The following is a 17,066-nucleotide window of genomic DNA, read 5'->3' as shown; positions in this document are numbered from 1 at the left end:
AAGGTTCGATGATCGCCCACTGCCTGTCTGTCAAAGTCCGTCTGCTCAAGATCGCCTCCCGTTTTTGATCTTGAATCAAACGAGAACCGATTTGGGAATCCCCTAAATGCAGACGCCGCCTAGTCCGTCTCGCGCAGCACGTCCAGAAAGGCGGCGCCGAAACGGTCCACTTTCTGCGCGCCCATTCCCGGCAGGCGGCCCATTTCCTCAAGGCTGGCAGGGCGCCGTTCCGCAAGATGACGCAGGGTGGAATGCGTGCAACTGAGATACTTTCCGGTGCCGTCCTCGCCGCGAGTCAGGCGCGCCTGCGCATCCTGAAGCCTGTCGAAAAGGGTCCCGGCGGTCCGCCCGGCAAGCCGGCGGCGGGCGGGATGCGTCTCCGCGACCGCGCCGGTGATCACCGCAAGGAAATCGGCACCGTAGCGTTCGAGTTTCTTGGCACCGACCCCGCCGATACGCGCCATCGCGTCAAGGCTTGAGGGGCGCGCCTCGGCCATCTCGATCAGGGTGCGGTCATTGAAGACCACATAGGCGGGAACGCCTGCCGCCTCGGCCAGGGCACGTCGCTTGGCCTTGAGCGCCGAGAGAAGCGGCGCATCCTCGTCCGAAACCAGTGCGCGGACCGCGGGGCGCCGGACCCTCGAGGCCAGCGTGTCGCGGCGCAGGGTGATCGTATCCTCCCCGCGCAGGAGCGGCCGGGCCGCTTCGGTCATGCACAGGGCACCATGACGTTCGGGATCCGGGCGCAGCAGGTCCCGGCCCATCATCTGCCGGAACACCCCCTGCCAGGTGCGGCGGTCCATATCCCGGCCGACGCCGAAGGTGGGCAGGCTATCATGCCCGCGCTGGCGCACCTTGTCGGTGGTGGTGCCGGTCAGGATGTCGATCAGGTGGCCGGCTCCGAAGTTTTCACCGGTGCGCAACGCTGCGGAAAGCGCCTTGCGAACCGCCTCGGTGCCATCGAACACGTCTGGCGGGGTATCGCAGAGATCACAATTACCGCAGCTGACCACGTCATCTCCGAAGTAGCGCAGAAGCGTCTCTCGGCGGCAGACCTGCGCCTCGGCAAGGCCCAGAAGCGCGTTGAGCCGCCCGTGATCGGCGGTGCGCCGTTCCGGCGGGGCAAGCCCCTCGTCGATCTGCGACCGGCGCAGGCGGATGTCATCGGGACCGAACAGGGTGAGCGTTTGGGCCGGGGCGCCGTCGCGGCCGGCGCGGCCGATTTCCTGATAATAGCTTTCGATGGACTTGGGCAGGTCGGCATGGGCGACCCAGCGGATATCGGGCTTGTCCACGCCCATCCCGAAGGCCACCGTGGCGGCGACAATCAGACCGTCTTCGGTATTGAACCGGGCCTCGACGGTGCGGCGCTCCGCGGCGTCCATTCCGCCGTGGTAATGACAGGCACTGTGCCCGTCATCGCGCAGGGCCTGCGCGAGTGTTTCTGTGCGTGCGCGGGTGCCGCAATAGACGATTCCCGGCTGCCCCCTGCGACCAGCAGCGAACTCCATGAGCTGCTTGCGGGGGCTGTCCTTGGCGGAGAAAGCCAAGTGGATGTTGGGCCGGTCGAACCCGTGAAGGAAGGTCCTCGGCGGGAAGCCGTCAAAGAGTTTCTCGACAATCTCGGCACGGGTTTCGGCATCCGCTGTCGCGGTGAAGGCGGCAAGCGGCACGCCGAGGGCGCGGCGCAACTCCCCGATCCGCAGATAGTCGGGACGGAAATCATGGCCCCATTGGGACACGCAATGCGCCTCGTCCACGGCGATGAGCGAAACCCCCGCACGGCGCAGCATCATCGTGGCCGACCCGGAGGCAAGCCGTTCCGGCGCCATGTAGAGAAGCCGCAAACGCCCCGCATCCAGGGCCCGGTGCACCGCATCGCTTTCCTCTTCGGTATTGCCCGAGGTAAGCGCCCCGGCCTCGACCCCGGCTTCACGAAGGGCACGGACCTGATCGCGCATCAGCGCGATGAGGGGCGAGATCACCACCGTCAGACCCTCGCGCATCAGCGCCGGAAGCTGGAAGCACAGGGATTTGCCGCCCCCCGTGGGCATGATCGCAAGCACGTTGTGCCCGTCCGCAACGGCATCCACGATCTCTTCCTGCCCGGGGCGGAAGCCATCGAATCCGAATATATCGCGCAGGAGCGTCGCGGCGTCCGGCATCAAATCCCGCAATCTGGTGGCTGTTACTGCTCTGGCGGGAAATGTTTCACAGCGCGAATCGGGGCACAAGCCCGGATCAGTAGAATGAGGCCATGTTGTTCATGATCACGATCCGCAGGGCATAAACCCCGACCAGTGCGACCAGCGGCGCGAGGTCGATTCCCGACATCGCGGGCAGGATACGCCGGATCGGGTTGTAGAGCGGCTCCAGCAACCGGTTGAGCCCCTCCCAGACCTGCGCCACGAAGGGCTGACCAAGGTTGAGAACCTGGAAATTTATCAGCCAGCTCATGATCACATGGACGATGATGATGAACCAGACGACGTCCAGGATCAGCAGAATGATCTGCATTATGGACAGCATCGGCATTTACCTCCGTTTCGCAACGCCCAACAGGTAAGGCGACACAAAGCAAAGCGCAAGCCTGACGCAGGGTTGTGGTTGACCCGCCCGGTCGGGGCATGAAGAAGGCCCGCAAAGGAGGTCGAAATGTATCCAGTCCTGCGTCTGATATGGCAGATGGCCCGGCACCGGCGCGCGCCCTCGCTGCCGCCGACCGGAACGCATGTTTCGCATCACCGCTGCCTGCCCTGGGACATCGACCTGTGGCGCGAACTGAACAACGGGCGCACCCTGACCCTTTACGATCTCGGGCGCATTCCGCTGGCCGGCCGCATCGGATTGATCGCAGTGCTCAAGCGCAACCGCTGGGGCCTTACAATGGCGGGTGCAAGCGTGCGGTACCGCCATCGCGTAAGGGTTTTCGATCGCGTCCGCATGCAATCTCGCCTGGCCGGCTGGGATGCGCGGTTCTTCTATGTCGAACAGTCGATGTGGCGGCGGGACGGCGCTTGCGCCAATCACATCCTCTACCGTGCGGCCGTGACCGGCCGGGATGGCATCGTCGCCCCCTCCGATGTCTTGACGGAGATGGGTCATGACGGTGCCGCCCCTGCGCTGCCGGACTGGATCACCGCCTGGATCGACGCGGAGGCACAGCGCCCCTGGCCACCGGAGCAGGAATAGCTTGTAAGCAGGCGCGCGCACCTGTCATATCGCGCAGGCACCGGGGCGAGAGGACATCATGGCGGGCGGAACTCTGCGCAAGCGCATCGTGGGATGGTTCTGCTTCGACTGGGCAAGTCAACCCTACAACACCTTGCTGATCACCTTCATTTTCGCGCCCTATGTAAAGGAACTCATGGGCGATGGCACCGCGGCGCAGTCGGCATGGGGCTTCGGCATCGGGCTTGCAGGGTTGATCATCGCGGTGCTTGCGCCGGTCCTGGGCGCGATGGCTGACAACTCGGGCAACCGAATGCAGTGGATCTGGGGCTTTTCAGCCATGTACGTGATCGGGGCGGCCGGGCTCTGGTGGGCGGCGCCGGACAATTTCAACCTGCTTTTGACCTTGTGTTTCTTCGCCCTTGGCATGATCGGGATGGAACTGGCCACCATCTTCACCAATTCCATGCTTCCCGATCTGGGCACCCGCGAAGAGATAGGGCGCATATCAGGCCACGGTTGGGCCCTGGGATATTGCGGGGGTTTCATATCGCTTCTTCTGATGCTCTTCTTCTTTGCCGAGAGCGGCGATACGGGCCGCACGTTCATCGGCCTGCGCCCGGCCCTCGGGCTGGACCCGGAAACGCGGCAAGGCACCCGGATCGTCGGGCCGCTCACGGCGCTCTGGTATATCGTGTTCATGCTTCCGTTCTTCCTGTGGGTGTACGATCCCAAGCCTGCAGGCGCCCCGCCGGGTGCCCTGAAGCTGGCGCTGCGGAAAGTTCTGACCACGATCCGTCACCTGCCGCGAACGCCTTCGCTCTTTGCCTATCTCGGGGCCTCGATGTTCTATCGCGATGCCCTGAACGGTATGTATTTCTTCGGCGGCATCTACGCAGCCGGCATGCTGGGCTGGACGGTGGTGGATGTGGGTATCTTCGGTATTCTCGCGATCGTTTCGGGCGCATTATTCGCCGTTGTCGGCGGATATGCCGATGCGCGGTTCGGGCCGAAGCGCGTGATCGTCGCCAGCATCCTGTTGCTGCTGTTCGTCGCCGTTTCGATACTTTTCGTATCGCGCGGGTCGATCTATGGCATTGCCGTTGCGGCGGATTCAAATCTGCCCGACCTTGCCTTTTACGTGTTCGGCATTGTGATCGGAGCGGCGGGCGCGGCGGGACAAACCGCAAGCCGCACGATGATGGTGCGCCAGGCCATTCCCGGCCGCATGACCGAGGCTTTCGGTCTTTATGGTCTTGCCGGCAAGGCCACGAGCTTCATCGCACCGCTCAGCATCGGGATCGTGACCAGCCTCAGCCAGAGCCAGCCTATCGGGGTAACACCGCTGATTGTTCTTTTCCTGTTGGGACTGGTGCTGCTATTCTGGGTCAAACCGGACGGGGACGACCCATGACCAGGCGCGCGGCGGCATTGATCATTCTGGGGCTCGGGCTTGCGGGGTGCATGGGCGCCGGCAAGGACGGCACGGCGCGGATTCAGGCGGTTTCGACCCAGAATGTTCCACAAGAGATGCGGGGCGTCCACGCCAAGCAGTTGTTCGGCGCCATGAGGGCCGGGTCGGAGCATGACGGGGGTCCATATGGCAGTTACGCCAAGGGGTGCCTTGCCGGCGGTGTCCAATTGCCTGAAACCGGGCCGACATGGCAGGCGATGCGGCTGTCGCGCAACCGCAACTGGGGACATCCCGACGTGGTTGATTTCATAAAGACGCTGTCACGCAAAGCGGCGGCGCAACCGGGGTGGAACGGGCTCTATGTCGGGGATATCAGCCAGCCGCGCGGCGGCCCCATGCTCAGCGGGCACCGCAGCCATCAGCTTGGCCTTGACGTGGATATCTGGATGCGGCCCGCAGATCGCCTGACCCTGAGCCGCGCAGATCGCGAAAGCCTGTCTTCGATCTCGCTGCGCCGTGCAAGAGGCGCCTATACAAACGCGGAATGGACGCGCCAGCACCATGAGATCATCAAGGCCGCGGCGCAGGATCCACGCACCGCGCGCATCTTCGTCTTTCCCGGGGCCAAGGTGCGCATGTGCAGCGATGAAAAAGGGGATCGCGCATGGTTGCGCAAGATCCGGCCGTGGTGGGGGCATCACTATCATTTCCATGTCCGCCTGCGCTGCCCGGATGGCGCACGCGGCTGCGTGAACCAAGCGCCACCCCCGCCCGGCGACGGGTGCGCAGGGGCGCAGGAATGGGTGGACAACATCCTCGATCCGCCGCCGCCCGATCCGGACGCTCCACCGCCCAAACCGCGGCGTGAACTGACAATGGCCGATCTGCCGCGCCAGTGCGTTTCGGTACTTCAGGCCAATTGACGCCACATCCTGACGGGAATTCGGACACGGCCACATGATTTGGTTTGACAAACCTGTTTTCTGTGGCACGCTACGCTTGAGTTCAACAAACGAAAGGAGGTGATCCAGTGTCTGTAGAGGTATTGGAGAAAGGTGTCGGGACAGTTCGGGAGGACCGCGTCTGAGGCAGCCCTCGGGCGATGCGCCCATTCGGACTGGTGCGCCTAACCGGCACACCTCCTAGACTCTGGAAGGGCCGTCCCGTTGCGGGGCGGCCCTTTCCGGTTCCGGTGCCGGGCAGGCGGAGACCCACGACCATGCTGAGGATCAACGACGATATCGAGATCGCGGATTGGGAACTGACCGAGCAGTTCATCCGCGCCGGCGGCCCCGGCGGGCAGAACGTTAACAAGGTCAGCAGCGCGGTGGAATTGCGGTTCGAGGCCGAACGCTCCCCCAACCTGCCAGAGTCGGTGAAGCGGCGGCTGCGGCGGCTGGCCGGTCAACGCTGGAGCCGTGACGGCACGGTGGTCATCCAAGTATCGGACGAACGCAGCCAGGCGCGCAATCGCGAGATCGCGCGCGAACGTCTGGCTGAGCTGATCCGCAAGGCCACACGGAAACCCAAGCGGCGCATCCCGACACGCCCGACGCTGGGATCGAAAAAACGCCGCCTCAAGGCAAAGAAGGAGCGCGGCACGGTCAAGGCCCTGCGCGGTCGTGTGGACCGGGAGGATTGATCCGCCCGGCAACGTAGCGCCGCAAAGGGAATTCCGGGTGGCAGGAGGATTTCGGACGATATAGACAACCGCATGGATACATTGCTGCCGGGGAAAGAAAATGGCGAACCATCTTCACATGGGCGATCTGCCCGACGATCTGGATCTGGGGCGGATCGTTGCCATCGACTGCGAAACGATGGGCCTGAACCCGCATCGTGACAGGTTGTGCGTGGTACAGATTTCCGCCGGCGACGGCGATGCCCACATGATTCAGGTGGCGCGCGGCCAAACCAGGGCGCCCAATCTTTGCCGGCTTCTGGAGGACCGTGACGTGCTGAAACTGTTTCATTTCGGGCGTTTCGACATCGCGGCCATGTACAATGCTTTTGGCGCGTTGGCCGCGCCGGTCTACTGCACCAAGATCGCCAGCAAGCTGATCCGCACGTACACCGACCGGCACGGACTCAAGTTCCTCCTGCAGGAATTGCTGGGCGTGGACATCTCGAAGCAACAGCAAAGTTCGGACTGGGGGGCGCCCGAGCTAAGTCAGGCGCAACTCGATTACGCGGCCTCGGACGTGCTTTATCTGCACCGCCTTCGTGACGAGCTTGACCGGCGATTGGAACGTGAGGGGCGTGCCGGCCTGGCCGCCGCGTGTTTCGACTTCCTGCCCGTGCGGGCACGGCTGGATCTGGCCGGCTGGCCCGAGACGGACATTTTCGCGCATTGATGACCACGGGGGATAACCTCTATTCACGCCTCGTGGCATGGATGAAAATCATCCTGCCGCTGACTGCCCTGGGGCTTCTTTCAACGCTGTTTCTCCTGTCGCGCAAGGTGGACCCGTCGGACTCCATTCCCTTCGCGCAGATCGACCTGACGCAGCGTGCCAGCGATCAGGGCGCGACCAATCCCACATTCACCGGTGTCACGCTCGGCGGGGACAGGATCAGGTTCCAGGCCCAAGCCGTGCGACCGGATCCGGAAGACCGCGATCAGCTGAAGGCCGAGGACGTATCCTCGCGTATCCGGCTGGCGCGGGGCGGAGTTGTGACGGTGACATCCTTGCAGGGATCACTGGATCAGCGCCGGCAGATCGCGGTTCTTGGCGGGGATGTGGAAATCGAGACATCTTCGGGTTACAAGATGCGGACATCGCTGCTGGAAACCCGGTTCGACACGCTGCGTGTGGAATCGCGCGGGGCCGTCACCGGGAGCGGCCCGCCCGGAGACCTGACAGCCGGACGTCTTCTTCTGACTTCGGCCAAAGGGGACGGGGCGGCACAATTGCTTTTCACCGATGGTGTCAAGCTGATATACCGGCCGCCAGAACCCGAGGAATGAGCAGCTTGATCCGGATTTCCGCAAATTTCCCGCTACTTGCGCTTTGCTTCGCGGTGGCCTTCACGGTAGCTGCACCGGCCTGCGCACAAGGTGCGCAGGTTGCGTTCGGCAAGATGCGCGAGGAGAGTGGCCTGCCCGTCGAGGTGACGTCCGAATCCCTCGCCGTGGATCAGGAGGACGGAACAGCGATTTTCACCGGAAACGTGGTGATCGGGCAGGGCGAAATGCGGCTGTCGGCGCCGCGAGTCGAGGTCATCTATCAAAAGGACGGCAGCGGAATCGCCAGCCTGCATGCCACCGGCGGCGTGACACTTGTCAGCGGCGAGGATGCGGCCGAGTCCGCAGAGGCGGACTATATCATCGAGAGCGGCGTTGTCAGGATGCGCGGCAGTGTTCTTCTGGTACAGGGGCGCGCGGCACTGTCGGGCGACAGAATGACCGTCGATACCGTGGCAGGCACGGCGCGCATGACCGGCAACGTCAATACCGTGCTCCAACAGGAGGCTGACGAATGAACGCGCCTGATTTCGTGGTTCACGAAAGCACCGGCCTGACCGTGGAGCACCTGCGCAAGAGCTATCGGCGCAAGGTGGTGATCCGCGATGTGTCATTGACGGTGCGGCAGGGCGAGGTGGCGGCGCTTCTGGGGCCCAACGGCTCGGGCAAGACAACGACTTTCTACGCCATTGCCGGGCTTATCTACCCTGAAGGCGGGCATGTTTATCTCGACGGCCAGGACGTGACCACCCTGCCGATGTATCGCCGTGCCAAGATGGGCATCGGGTATCTGCCTCAGGACATGTCCATTTTTCGGGGTCTCTCCGTCGAGGACAACATCATGGCGATCCTCGATATCTCGGTGAAACAACGCCACAAGCGGCGCGAGCGGCTGGAGGAGCTACTTTCGGAATTCTCGATCGAACACCTGAGGCGGGCGCCCGCTCTCGCGCTTTCCGGCGGGGAACGCCGCCGTGTCGAGATCGCCCGCTGTTTGGCGGCGCATCCGCGTTACCTGCTTCTGGACGAACCGTTTGCGGGTGTCGATCCGATCAGCGTGGGGGATATTCGCCATCTGGTTGCCGATCTGCGAAATCGCGGTATCGGGGTTCTGATCACGGACCACAACGTGCGCGAAACCCTGGAGATCGTCGATCGTGCCTACATCCTGCATGACGGGCAGGTTCTGATGTCGGGCACCCCCGAAGAAGTGGTACGTAACGAAAATGTGCGCCGGGTTTATCTTGGCGATACTTTCCGAATTTCCTGAACCGTATTGCGTGTGTCCGATCTGCATTGACAAATACCGGGCAAAGCGCCTCAAATGGGGGCATGACATCCGCGATTGTCGAGCCAGTCCCGAACCGGCCCAAGCCAAGGGCAGGGTGCCGGGCAACCGTCGCGATGTCGTTTTCCACCTCCCGGACGACCGCGCCCGCGACGTACCGCAAAGGTGCGGCCGGCACCGGTACATAAAAATGAAGGAGAAAAAATGCGCTATCAAATCAGTGGAAAGCAGATTGATGTGGGTGCCGCGCTTCAAACCCATGTGAAGGACGAACTGGGCAGCGCCGTGGCCAAGTATGCCGAGCGTCCGACAGACGCGCATGTGATTTTCTCCAAGTCCGGCAACGAGTTTCAATGCGAGGCCATCGTTCACCTTTCCACCGGTCTGACCGCGCAGGCGACGGCCCGCGCGCACGAGATCTATGCGGCGTTCGACAAATGCAGCGAAAAGATGGAAAAACAGCTGCGCCGCTACAAGCGCAGGCTCAAGGATCATCACCGTGACCGCTCACAGCCGGTTGAAATCGCGGGGGCATCCTCGTATATCCTCGCATCAGAAAAGGATAGCGAGGATTCGGAGCCCGAGACCCTTCAGCCCATCATCGTGGCCGAGATAGAGACGCGGATTCCGTCCCTCTCCGTCGGCGAGGCGGTGATGCAGATGGAATTGGCAGGGGCGCCGGTTCTGGTTTTCCGCAACGAGGCGAAGGACGAATTGAATGTGGTCTACCGTCGCGATGATGGAAATGTGGGCTGGATCGATCCGTAACACGAGGACCGTCGCGGGCTGAAGCCCCGGCCGGGCAGAGAAAAGCAGGACTCATGGACCTAGAAACCATCCTCAGGCCCGAGGCCGTGCGCGTCTTGTCTTCGGCCTCAAGCAAGAAGCGCGTGATGCATGAACTGGGCGACCTGTGCCAATCGTCACATGGTGTGGAGGCCACGTCCGCCGTTGACGCGCTTCTGGAACGCGAGAGCCTGGGGCCGACGGGCGTGGGCCAGGGCGTTGCGCTGCCACATGCAAGGCTTGATGGGCTGAGCGATGTCGTAGGCGCCTTCCTGAGGCTCGACAAGCCGGTCGATTTCGACTCCGTGGATCGGCAGCCGGTGGATCTGGTCTTTGCGCTGTTTGCGCCCCATGATGCGGGGGTGGCACATCTGAAGGCTCTGGCACTGGTCGCGCGGACCCTGCGCGAGACATCGGTTTGCAGCAAGTTGCGTGCAAATGACGATCCCGGCAAGCTTTACACGATCCTGACAGAGGCACAGGCGGCTCAGGCCGCCTGATGCCCGGCCCTGTCCCGGCGCTGACCTGTCAGGCTTTCCAGGGACCGAAACCAAATATTTCATAATCGCGTTGATAGATATCGGCGGCCAGCGCCTCGATACCGTCATCGTAAATTTCCGACAACGCAATGGGCATGTCCGCCGCAGCCGTTTCGGGGGCCGGTGCCCCGTCATACCCGACCATCGCGGCCAGCGCCGGCAGCGCGCCGGCAATCTCCTGCTCACGCAGGACAAGGTCGGGCGGCACGAGCTGCGCCATGCCCTGAAGCACCGCCACCTGTGTAGCCCAGCTGGGATCGACTCGCAGGCCGGTCTGCCCTCGCAGGTTTGCCTTTACCACTTTCAGGAATGCCTCGAAGGCCGCGCGATGCGCAGCGCGGTCATAGGTTTCATCGGGGCCGGGACCGGGGATCGGAACCTTGTGGAAATTTCGCATCGTTTTGCGGATTTCGTTCAGACATTGCGGCCCGCGGTTGAGGATGCGGGTACAGAAAGCCGCATGCGCCCGCGCCACCGGGTGCCGGAGCACGGTGAAACTCCGGTGACCGATGTTGCGGCGCTTCCACTGCCGAAGATCCTTCTGGTTCATCCCGCGCAGCAGGTTTTCCGGCGGCATACCATCAAGGGCGGCCAACCATTCCGCGACCTCCCTTTCCGGTCCGCCATGCACAGGCATATACAAGAGTGGCGCCCGCACGGCGGCGATGTAATGCGGTACGGCAGGGCCGCGGCGTGGTTCGAAATTAGGGGTCCGGGACAGGTTGAACCGATCCATCCCCGACACCGCGCGCTGCATGTCCTCGAAGTTTTCGACCTTTTCGGACAGGGGTTCGGGATTCTGGATCTTGAGGGTGCCATCAAGTCCGTCCAGCTGCCCCTCGACCCCGAGGAACCGGGCCAGCCCATTGATTATCCCGGCCTCTGTCAGATCCTCGTAATCGAGGTAGAACGCGGTTTGCCCCGAACGTTGCAGCCGGTTGAGGATATCCACCTGGAACGCTTGCAGGCGGCTCACATGGGCATCGAATTCGGCCGGATCGAAACGGACGCGCGCATCCTTGCGGCGTTTCACGTTCGTCAGTTTCCACTGGCCGGTCCGTTGCGCGATCTTGAGGGAAACATAGCTTTCCGCCGGATTGCGCGTCAGCACGATCTTGGCGCAACATGGATCGCCTAGACAGATATCCAGCGCACGTGGATCGTGATCGTGGAAAAGACGAAAGCCGGAGATCCCGCCAGGGGCCCGACGGATTCGACCGATCAGCTGTTCGGGATCCGCCTCGCGCATTGCCTGTGTCACACCAAGGATTTCAGTCCGGTTGGGATAGCCGATGAAATTCGGATTGAACGCCTCGCCATGACAGGTGATTCCATCAATGGCATTGAGATTGGACTCGAGAAAATTCGAGCCGGTGCGCATGTCCGCGAGGATCACGAAATAGTCGAAACGTCCTTCCATCGGCAGCTATCGCACCAGGTAGGGTTTGCGTTTCGGCGGACGGGGTTCGGGCATGTCGTGCCCGGCCGGGAAATTTCCCATGAGATAGGGATGCATGCCCTGGTTCTTGAGGTTCTGCAGAAACTGGCCAAAGCCTGTCAGGTCCGTCATGCGCGGCGCCTCGGACAAGCCGCGCTGCGCCCGGCTGAGTCCCATCTCGTCGATTACCACCTGCAGCGGCTCCATCGGGGATTCGACGAATTCCGCCATGCTCCAGATCCGCACGCGCGCCTTAGTCCATTGCGAGCGCAGCACATCGAGATGCTTGCTTTCGATACGCTGTAGCTGCGCTGCCGCGGTGCGGATGTCGGCGAAATTCAGGTTGGATTTGAACAGCGGCACAGCCCAGGCCCCGGTGATGACGGATATCTGCGCATTGTTGTCCTTTGCCATGTCCCATTCGATCGTCTGTGTGTCACCCGGACCGAACTGGAAACACTGGCGTTCGCCACGGGTATTCCAGATCAGGTTCGCAAGAAAGGCACGTGGATTATAATCCCTGAGTGCCGCACTGTCGCTGAGTGCGCCATTCATGACTGTCTGACCGTCCGAGAATTGGGCACGGTCAGGAGCAAAGAGATGCCCGTGCACCCGCGCGCCCGTGCTTCGGGCCAGCCACGTTTCGAAATCCTCGAAGAGTTCCGAAAATCCCTCGAACACCGAATAGGGCGCACTGGTGAGCCCGTTCTCACGCCCCTCGACCGGAAAGCGGCTTTGCATGTAGAGGCCGGCACGCCCATAGACCCGACGATCCACCGCCTTTGCGAAAATCCTGTCGATCTTTCCGGGGTTCGGCTCGGTCCGGGCCATCGTGTTGTCAGGATCTTTCAGGAACGCCTGATAAAGCCGGTCGGCATCGGGCCAGATCTTGCGCGCGACGAAACAGTCCGAACGGCGCAGAAGCTGAAGATGGTCGTCATAAAAGATATGCGGTTTTCCCTGGTAGTCGAATTTCGACAGGGTCAGTGACCGGCTTTCGATACGCCGGGCATAGAGCCGTGCGAGGGTCTGGAAATAGCTTTCATCCGGGATCCAGACACGGCGGAAATACCGATCATAGGTGGGCCGTTCGGGATCCTGCAATATGGCCGACAACGTCTGCCGCGTCAGACACCACCACTGAGATCCCATATGTGGAACGATCGCATTGGGAATGTTGCGGCGCACGCCAAGACGGCGCTGAAGGTCGACGTATTTGTCAAAAAGATAACGGTGGCGTCGCCAAGAGAACGGGAAGCGAAGGGTGAAACGTTCGTGATCCAGCCCCCCGATCGTCCATGGAACATCGGCGGTGGTGGCGGATTCAATGAAATCGGTCTGTGGCCGCTGTGCCAGGTACTCGATCAACTCCTCGACCGGACGCAGGGGCAGGCATGATCCAGACGCCAGGTAGACGTGGCGCACCTCGGGGAAATCGGCCAGCATCACCTCGGCGGCGCTCTGCGTCGCGGCGACGAGCCCCCAAGTGCCCCATTCACAGCGGTAGCGGCGTGAGAACCGCAGGTTAGGAACATCCGACAGGGCCTTCATGAAGGCGTCGTATGTTTTCGCGGGCACGGATTTGTCGGCATGGATCACCAGCGGGCAGCCTGCCGCAGACCAGTGGCGCGCCACCTGTTCGGCCCGGTGAAAAGCCGTGTGCACCAGCATCACGATGCCGACCTGTGCCTGCTGCCCCTGCCCGTCCGTCATGCCCAGTTCCCCTTTGACATCAGTCCGAGGATTTCCAGTTGGCGCCAGTTTATATATTTCTCAGACCATTTGCACCAAAGCTCCGGTTCCTGGCTGAGTTTTTCTGCATAGGCGCGGTATTCGGCACTGTTCGCGTAGTGTTGTCCGCGGTGCAGTTCCTCCTTGGCCTTGGTTGTGAAGGTATCGAGAAACTTGGTATGCAAAAGCGCGCCACTGGCCTTTTCACCGCCCCATTCGTCATAGACGAGGTTCAGGCCCCGGGGCAGCAGGGTGTGCGTGGAACTGACATAGGCATAGCGCCGGTCCCAACGCACCAGCGGAGTCTTGTTCAGCGCGGGCGCCTTTCGCGGCAGATCCGAAAAGAAGACGCGCGCCCGTGGCCCGCCCTGGATCCACAGGTTTCCATAGAAATGGTTCTTTTTGATCGAATAGTTGCCCGGATCAAACCAGGCGGCGATTTCCAACGGGTCCTGTCCGGCCTCGTAGGGCACCGCATCAATCCGGCCCTTGGGATACATATCCACCAGCATGGCCCCGAATGATCGCACTTGCGACACGTCCAGCCAATCCGTCAACGCCCGGATCGGGCGCGTGTCGCAAAACGGATAAATAAAGAATTCATCCGGATCGACGACCAGAGTCCAGTGCCCGTGACCGTATCTCTGTTGCAGCCAGTTGAGCCAATCGACACCGAAGCGCGACCGTTTGTAGCTGCCGCGCGTCGTCCAGAGCGACACGTCCGGCTGCCGCTCCAGAAATTCGCGGCCGCCATCGGTGCTGTCATTGTCGACCAGCAGAAAATGCCCGACCCCCAGCTTGCGGTAATAATCCAGCCAGAACGGAAGCCTGACATATTCATCCCGGAAGGTCGAAAACAACAGGATGTCGCCGCTACGGATGCGGGCGGTATTGTCCGAAACGGGGCGCAGGGCGAAATGCTTGCGCCAGGCACGTGCCTTGGCGTATTTGCGCCTGACGCGCATACGGTAGGACTGCCATACGCCCAAGCCCTTGCCCCCTGCCGTTTCACCCCGGATGGCCGCAAGCTTACGGTCCGGACGTTAAGAGTTGATTTTTCCGGACTGTGATCCGGGTCTTGCCTGATTGACGCAAGGATAAGGTGTCATGGCCGCCCGGTAAACTCTTATCGGTGCCTCACCCGTCAGGGCCATCCACCGCGTGACATGAGGCCCATTGCCTCAAGCTGTCGCCAGCCGGTGAAGCGGCGCGACTGCGGACACCACAAATCCGGGTTTCCGGCAAGCGTGTCATAATAGCTGTCATAGAAACGGCTGTTGGCGAAATGCTCCTGCCGGTGCTTTTCCTCGCCCGATCTGCGCACCACCTCGGGCAGGAATTTCGTGTGAAGCAGAATTCCCGAAATCCGCTCGCCGCCCTCGGTATCGTAAACATGGTTGAGCCGCCGTGGCAGAAGCGAATGTGTTGAGCTGACATAGGCGTAACGCCGGTTCCACTTGACGAAGGGTGTCTTTCCCATCGTGGGCGCGCGACGCGGATTCCCGGCAAAGAAGCGGCGCGCGCGCACGCCTCCCTGTATCCACAGGTTCTGCAGGTCCGGCTTGCGCTGTATCATGTAATTGCCGCTGTCGAACCATTGCAATGTCCGGAAGGGATCGTCGCCGGATGCATAGGTCTGCTCGGCCAGCGGGCCCTTGGGATACATGTCCAGCATCATGGCACCGAAGGAGGCGTGGCCCTGCCGCTCCAGCCACCCGGCGAGCGCCCGCAGGTCTCGGGTGTCGTGGTAGGGATAGATGAAGATCTCGTCGGCATCGAGGGTGAGGCACCAATGCCCGTGGGCATGCCGGATCTGAAGCCAGGTCAGCCAATCCACCCCGAACCGCGACAAACGATAGCTCGCCTGCGTCGACCACAAGGACACATCGGCTTGCGCGGCGAGGTAATCGCGGGTGCCGTCATCGCTGCCATTGTCCACGACCAGGAAATGCGCCACCCCGAGGCGACGATGATGCTCAAGGAAAAAGGGCAGGCGGGTGGCTTCGTTGCGCACTGTCATCGCCGCGAGGATCGCACCAGGCGCGATCCCCGCGGTCCGATCCGATACCGGAGTGAGCTGCCGACGCTTGCGCAGGGCCCGGAACAACAGGCGCCGCCGTTTCCAGCGCAGGCGATAGGCCATCGCCAAATCCCGCAGCCGGGCCCGCCTGTCCTGCCATTCCCGCATCGAGATCAACTTCCTGCCCCGCCCCCGCAAGCGGCCCGGTCGTCAGGGTCGCTGCTATTTCTCGTAGTGTCCAGATTGGTGCCACCGCCAGGCATCCGCGATCATCCGGTCAGGTGTGGAGTGCCGGGGCCGCCAGCCAAGCTCGGCCTCTGCACGGGACGATCCCGAAACCAACTTGGAACAATCTCCGTCGCGCCGCGGCCCCTCGAGGTAGGGCACGTCGCGGCCGGTGACGGCTGCCGCCTGCTCGATCACCTCGCGCACCGAGAATCCGGTGCCGGTGCCGAGGTTGAACACCCGGCTGTCCTTGCCCTCCTGTAACCAGTCCAGGCCCAGAACATGCGCTTCGACCAGATCCATCACATGTACGTAGTCACGGATGCAGGTTCCGTCGGGCGTGTCGTAATCGGTGCCGAATATGGTCAGCGCGTCGCGCTTGCCGTCCACCGCGTCCAGCATCAGCGGGATCAGATGAGTTTCGGGCCGATGATACTCTCCCACTTCTGCCTCCGGGTCGGCGCCCGCCACGTTGAAATATCGGAAAATCACGTGCTGCAGGCCATGCGCGGCCTCGAAATCGCGCAGCATGTCCTCGATCGCGCGCTTCGAGGCGCCATAAGCGTTTATCGGGTTTTGCGGGCTCTCTTCATCGAGAACCACCTTGTCCTGCTCTCCGTAGGTGGCGCAGGTTGAGGAGAACACGATCTTGTCGCACCCCGCCTGAACCGCCGCCTGCAAGAGGGTCAGGGATCCGGCTACGTTGTTGTGCCAATAAAGGCCCGGTTCACGCATGCTTTCGCCAACCTGGCTAAGCGCCGCAAAGTGCAGCACGGCGGCCGGCTGATAAGCTGCGAAAATCTGGTCAAGGCGGTTCCGGTCGGTCAGGTCTCCCTTTTCGAACGGTCCGAAACGAACCGCATCTGCCCATCCGGTGCTGAGGTTGTCATAGGTGACGGGCGTATGCCCGGCGGCCGCCAGGACCTTGCAGGCGTGCGAACCTATGTAACCCGCACCGCCGGTAACGAGGATATTTGTCACTGTATCGTCCCGCGCCCTCTACTGTGCAGCCCGGCCGGCATAGACCACGTCGTGCAGATAGGCCTGCAGATCGTCGCGCAGGTCCGGGCGGGCCAGCGCGAAGGCCACCGTCGCCTGCAGGAACCCGGCCTTGGAGCCGCAATCGAAGCGCTGGCCGCGAAAGCGGAAGCCATAGACCTCCTCGCCATCGTCGCGGGCGTCCGCGATGGCATCGGTCAACTGGATCTCGCCACCGGCGCCGGTCTTTTTCTGGTTCAGTTTCTGCAGCACCCGTGGCGTGAGAATGTAGCGCCCGATCACCGCGAGGTTCGACGGCGCGCTGCCCGGTTCGGGCTTTTCCACCATCCCCTGCGTGGACACGATCGACCCCATGTCCTCCTTCACGTCGAGAATACCGTAGTTCGACGCGGTCTCGTCCGGGACCTCCATCGCGGCGACGATGTTGCCCTGCGTTTCCGCGAACGCCTCCACCATCTGCTCAAGGCAGGGCTTTTCCGCCGCGATCACG

18 protein-coding genes are annotated in these 17,066 nt (G+C 62.3%); 10 read left to right on the top strand and 8 right to left on the bottom strand.

What is annotated here, in order from left to right:
- Nucleotides 1-119: 119 nt before the first annotated feature.
- Nucleotides 120-2,165: a DNA helicase RecQ gene (gene recQ, locus DQW77_RS17355; RefSeq protein WP_113259545.1), complete on the bottom strand. Its 2,046-nt coding sequence runs from the start codon at nt 2,163-2,165 to the stop codon at nt 120-122.
- 76 nt (nt 2,166-2,241) lie between these two features.
- Nucleotides 2,242-2,529 (bottom strand): YggT family protein, encoded by a 288-nt coding sequence (locus DQW77_RS17350; protein WP_113259547.1) that lies wholly within the window; start codon nt 2,527-2,529, stop codon nt 2,242-2,244.
- Between the two features lie 126 nt (nt 2,530-2,655).
- Between DQW77_RS17350 and DQW77_RS17345 the strand changes: the two genes are divergently transcribed.
- From DQW77_RS17345 to DQW77_RS17300, 10 genes are all read left to right on the top strand, one after another.
- A complete protein-coding gene (locus tag DQW77_RS17345) occupies nt 2,656-3,192 on the top strand; it encodes an acyl-CoA thioesterase (RefSeq protein WP_113259541.1) in 537 nt (178 codons plus the stop codon).
- 58 nt (nt 3,193-3,250) lie between these two features.
- On the top strand, nt 3,251-4,585 hold the full coding sequence (locus DQW77_RS17340; RefSeq protein WP_113259539.1) for an MFS transporter: 1,335 nt from the start codon (nt 3,251-3,253) through the stop codon (nt 4,583-4,585).
- A 116-nt stretch (nt 4,586-4,701) separates the two neighbouring features.
- Entirely contained in the window at nt 4,702-5,508 is an 807-nt protein-coding gene (gene mepA, locus DQW77_RS17335; RefSeq protein ID WP_258523911.1) for a penicillin-insensitive murein endopeptidase, read from the top strand.
- 296 nt (nt 5,509-5,804) lie between these two features.
- Nucleotides 5,805-6,227 (top strand): alternative ribosome rescue aminoacyl-tRNA hydrolase ArfB, encoded by a 423-nt coding sequence (arfB, locus tag DQW77_RS17330; RefSeq protein WP_113259537.1) that lies wholly within the window; start codon nt 5,805-5,807, stop codon nt 6,225-6,227.
- A gap of 100 nt (nt 6,228-6,327) precedes the next feature.
- The gene (locus DQW77_RS17325) at nt 6,328-6,939 is read left to right on the top strand and encodes a ribonuclease D (protein ID WP_113259535.1); all 612 of its coding nucleotides are present in this window, start codon (nt 6,328-6,330) and stop codon (nt 6,937-6,939) included.
- Nucleotides 6,939-7,553: an LPS export ABC transporter periplasmic protein LptC gene (lptC, locus tag DQW77_RS17320; protein ID WP_113259533.1), complete on the top strand. Its 615-nt coding sequence runs from the start codon at nt 6,939-6,941 to the stop codon at nt 7,551-7,553. Before DQW77_RS17325 ends, lptC begins: the two co-directional genes overlap by 1 nt.
- Nucleotides 7,550-8,068 (top strand): LptA/OstA family protein, encoded by a 519-nt coding sequence (locus tag DQW77_RS17315; protein WP_113259531.1) that lies wholly within the window; start codon nt 7,550-7,552, stop codon nt 8,066-8,068. Before lptC ends, DQW77_RS17315 begins: the two co-directional genes overlap by 4 nt.
- Nucleotides 8,065-8,820 (top strand): LPS export ABC transporter ATP-binding protein, encoded by a 756-nt coding sequence (lptB, locus tag DQW77_RS17310; RefSeq protein WP_113259529.1) that lies wholly within the window; start codon nt 8,065-8,067, stop codon nt 8,818-8,820. Before DQW77_RS17315 ends, lptB begins: the two co-directional genes overlap by 4 nt.
- Nucleotides 8,821-9,042: 222 nt before the next feature.
- Nucleotides 9,043-9,606: a ribosome hibernation-promoting factor, HPF/YfiA family gene (hpf, locus tag DQW77_RS17305; RefSeq protein ID WP_113259527.1), complete on the top strand. Its 564-nt coding sequence runs from the start codon at nt 9,043-9,045 to the stop codon at nt 9,604-9,606.
- A 53-nt stretch (nt 9,607-9,659) separates the two neighbouring features.
- Nucleotides 9,660-10,124, top strand: coding sequence for a PTS sugar transporter subunit IIA (locus tag DQW77_RS17300; RefSeq protein WP_113259525.1), 465 nt, complete (start codon nt 9,660-9,662; stop codon nt 10,122-10,124).
- 28 nt (nt 10,125-10,152) lie between these two features.
- On the opposite strand, the gene DQW77_RS17295 is transcribed toward DQW77_RS17300, so the two are convergent.
- The 6 genes from DQW77_RS17295 to DQW77_RS17270 form a co-directional block, all read right to left on the bottom strand.
- The gene (locus DQW77_RS17295; protein ID WP_113259523.1) at nt 10,153-11,583 is read right to left on the bottom strand and encodes a sulfotransferase family 2 domain-containing protein; all 1,431 of its coding nucleotides are present in this window, start codon (nt 11,581-11,583) and stop codon (nt 10,153-10,155) included.
- Between the two features lie 6 nt (nt 11,584-11,589).
- Nucleotides 11,590-13,314 carry a beta-1,6-N-acetylglucosaminyltransferase gene (locus DQW77_RS17290; protein WP_113259521.1) on the bottom strand — a complete coding sequence of 575 codons (1,725 nt, stop codon included), beginning with the start codon at nt 13,312-13,314 and terminating at the stop codon, nt 11,590-11,592.
- Complete coding sequence (locus tag DQW77_RS17285; RefSeq protein WP_113259520.1) at nt 13,311-14,297, bottom strand: glycosyltransferase family 2 protein; 987 nt, start codon at nt 14,295-14,297, stop codon at nt 13,311-13,313. Before DQW77_RS17285 ends, DQW77_RS17290 begins: the two co-directional genes overlap by 4 nt.
- 179 nt (nt 14,298-14,476) lie before the next feature.
- Complete coding sequence (locus DQW77_RS17280; RefSeq protein ID WP_113259518.1) at nt 14,477-15,520, bottom strand: glycosyltransferase family 2 protein; 1,044 nt, start codon at nt 15,518-15,520, stop codon at nt 14,477-14,479.
- Between the two features lie 54 nt (nt 15,521-15,574).
- Nucleotides 15,575-16,558, bottom strand: a complete 984-nt coding sequence (gene galE, locus DQW77_RS17275) for a UDP-glucose 4-epimerase GalE (RefSeq protein WP_113259516.1) — start codon at nt 16,556-16,558, stop codon at nt 15,575-15,577.
- An 18-nt stretch (nt 16,559-16,576) separates the two neighbouring features.
- A partial coding sequence (locus DQW77_RS17270) for a sugar phosphate nucleotidyltransferase (RefSeq protein WP_258523909.1) occupies nt 16,577-17,066 on the bottom strand: 490 nt, incomplete at its 5' end.

The organism is Roseovarius sp. TE539 (assembly GCF_003298505.1).
Lineage (GTDB): Bacteria > Pseudomonadota > Alphaproteobacteria > Rhodobacterales > Rhodobacteraceae > Roseovarius.
This window is presented reverse-complemented; position numbering and strand designations above follow the sequence as displayed.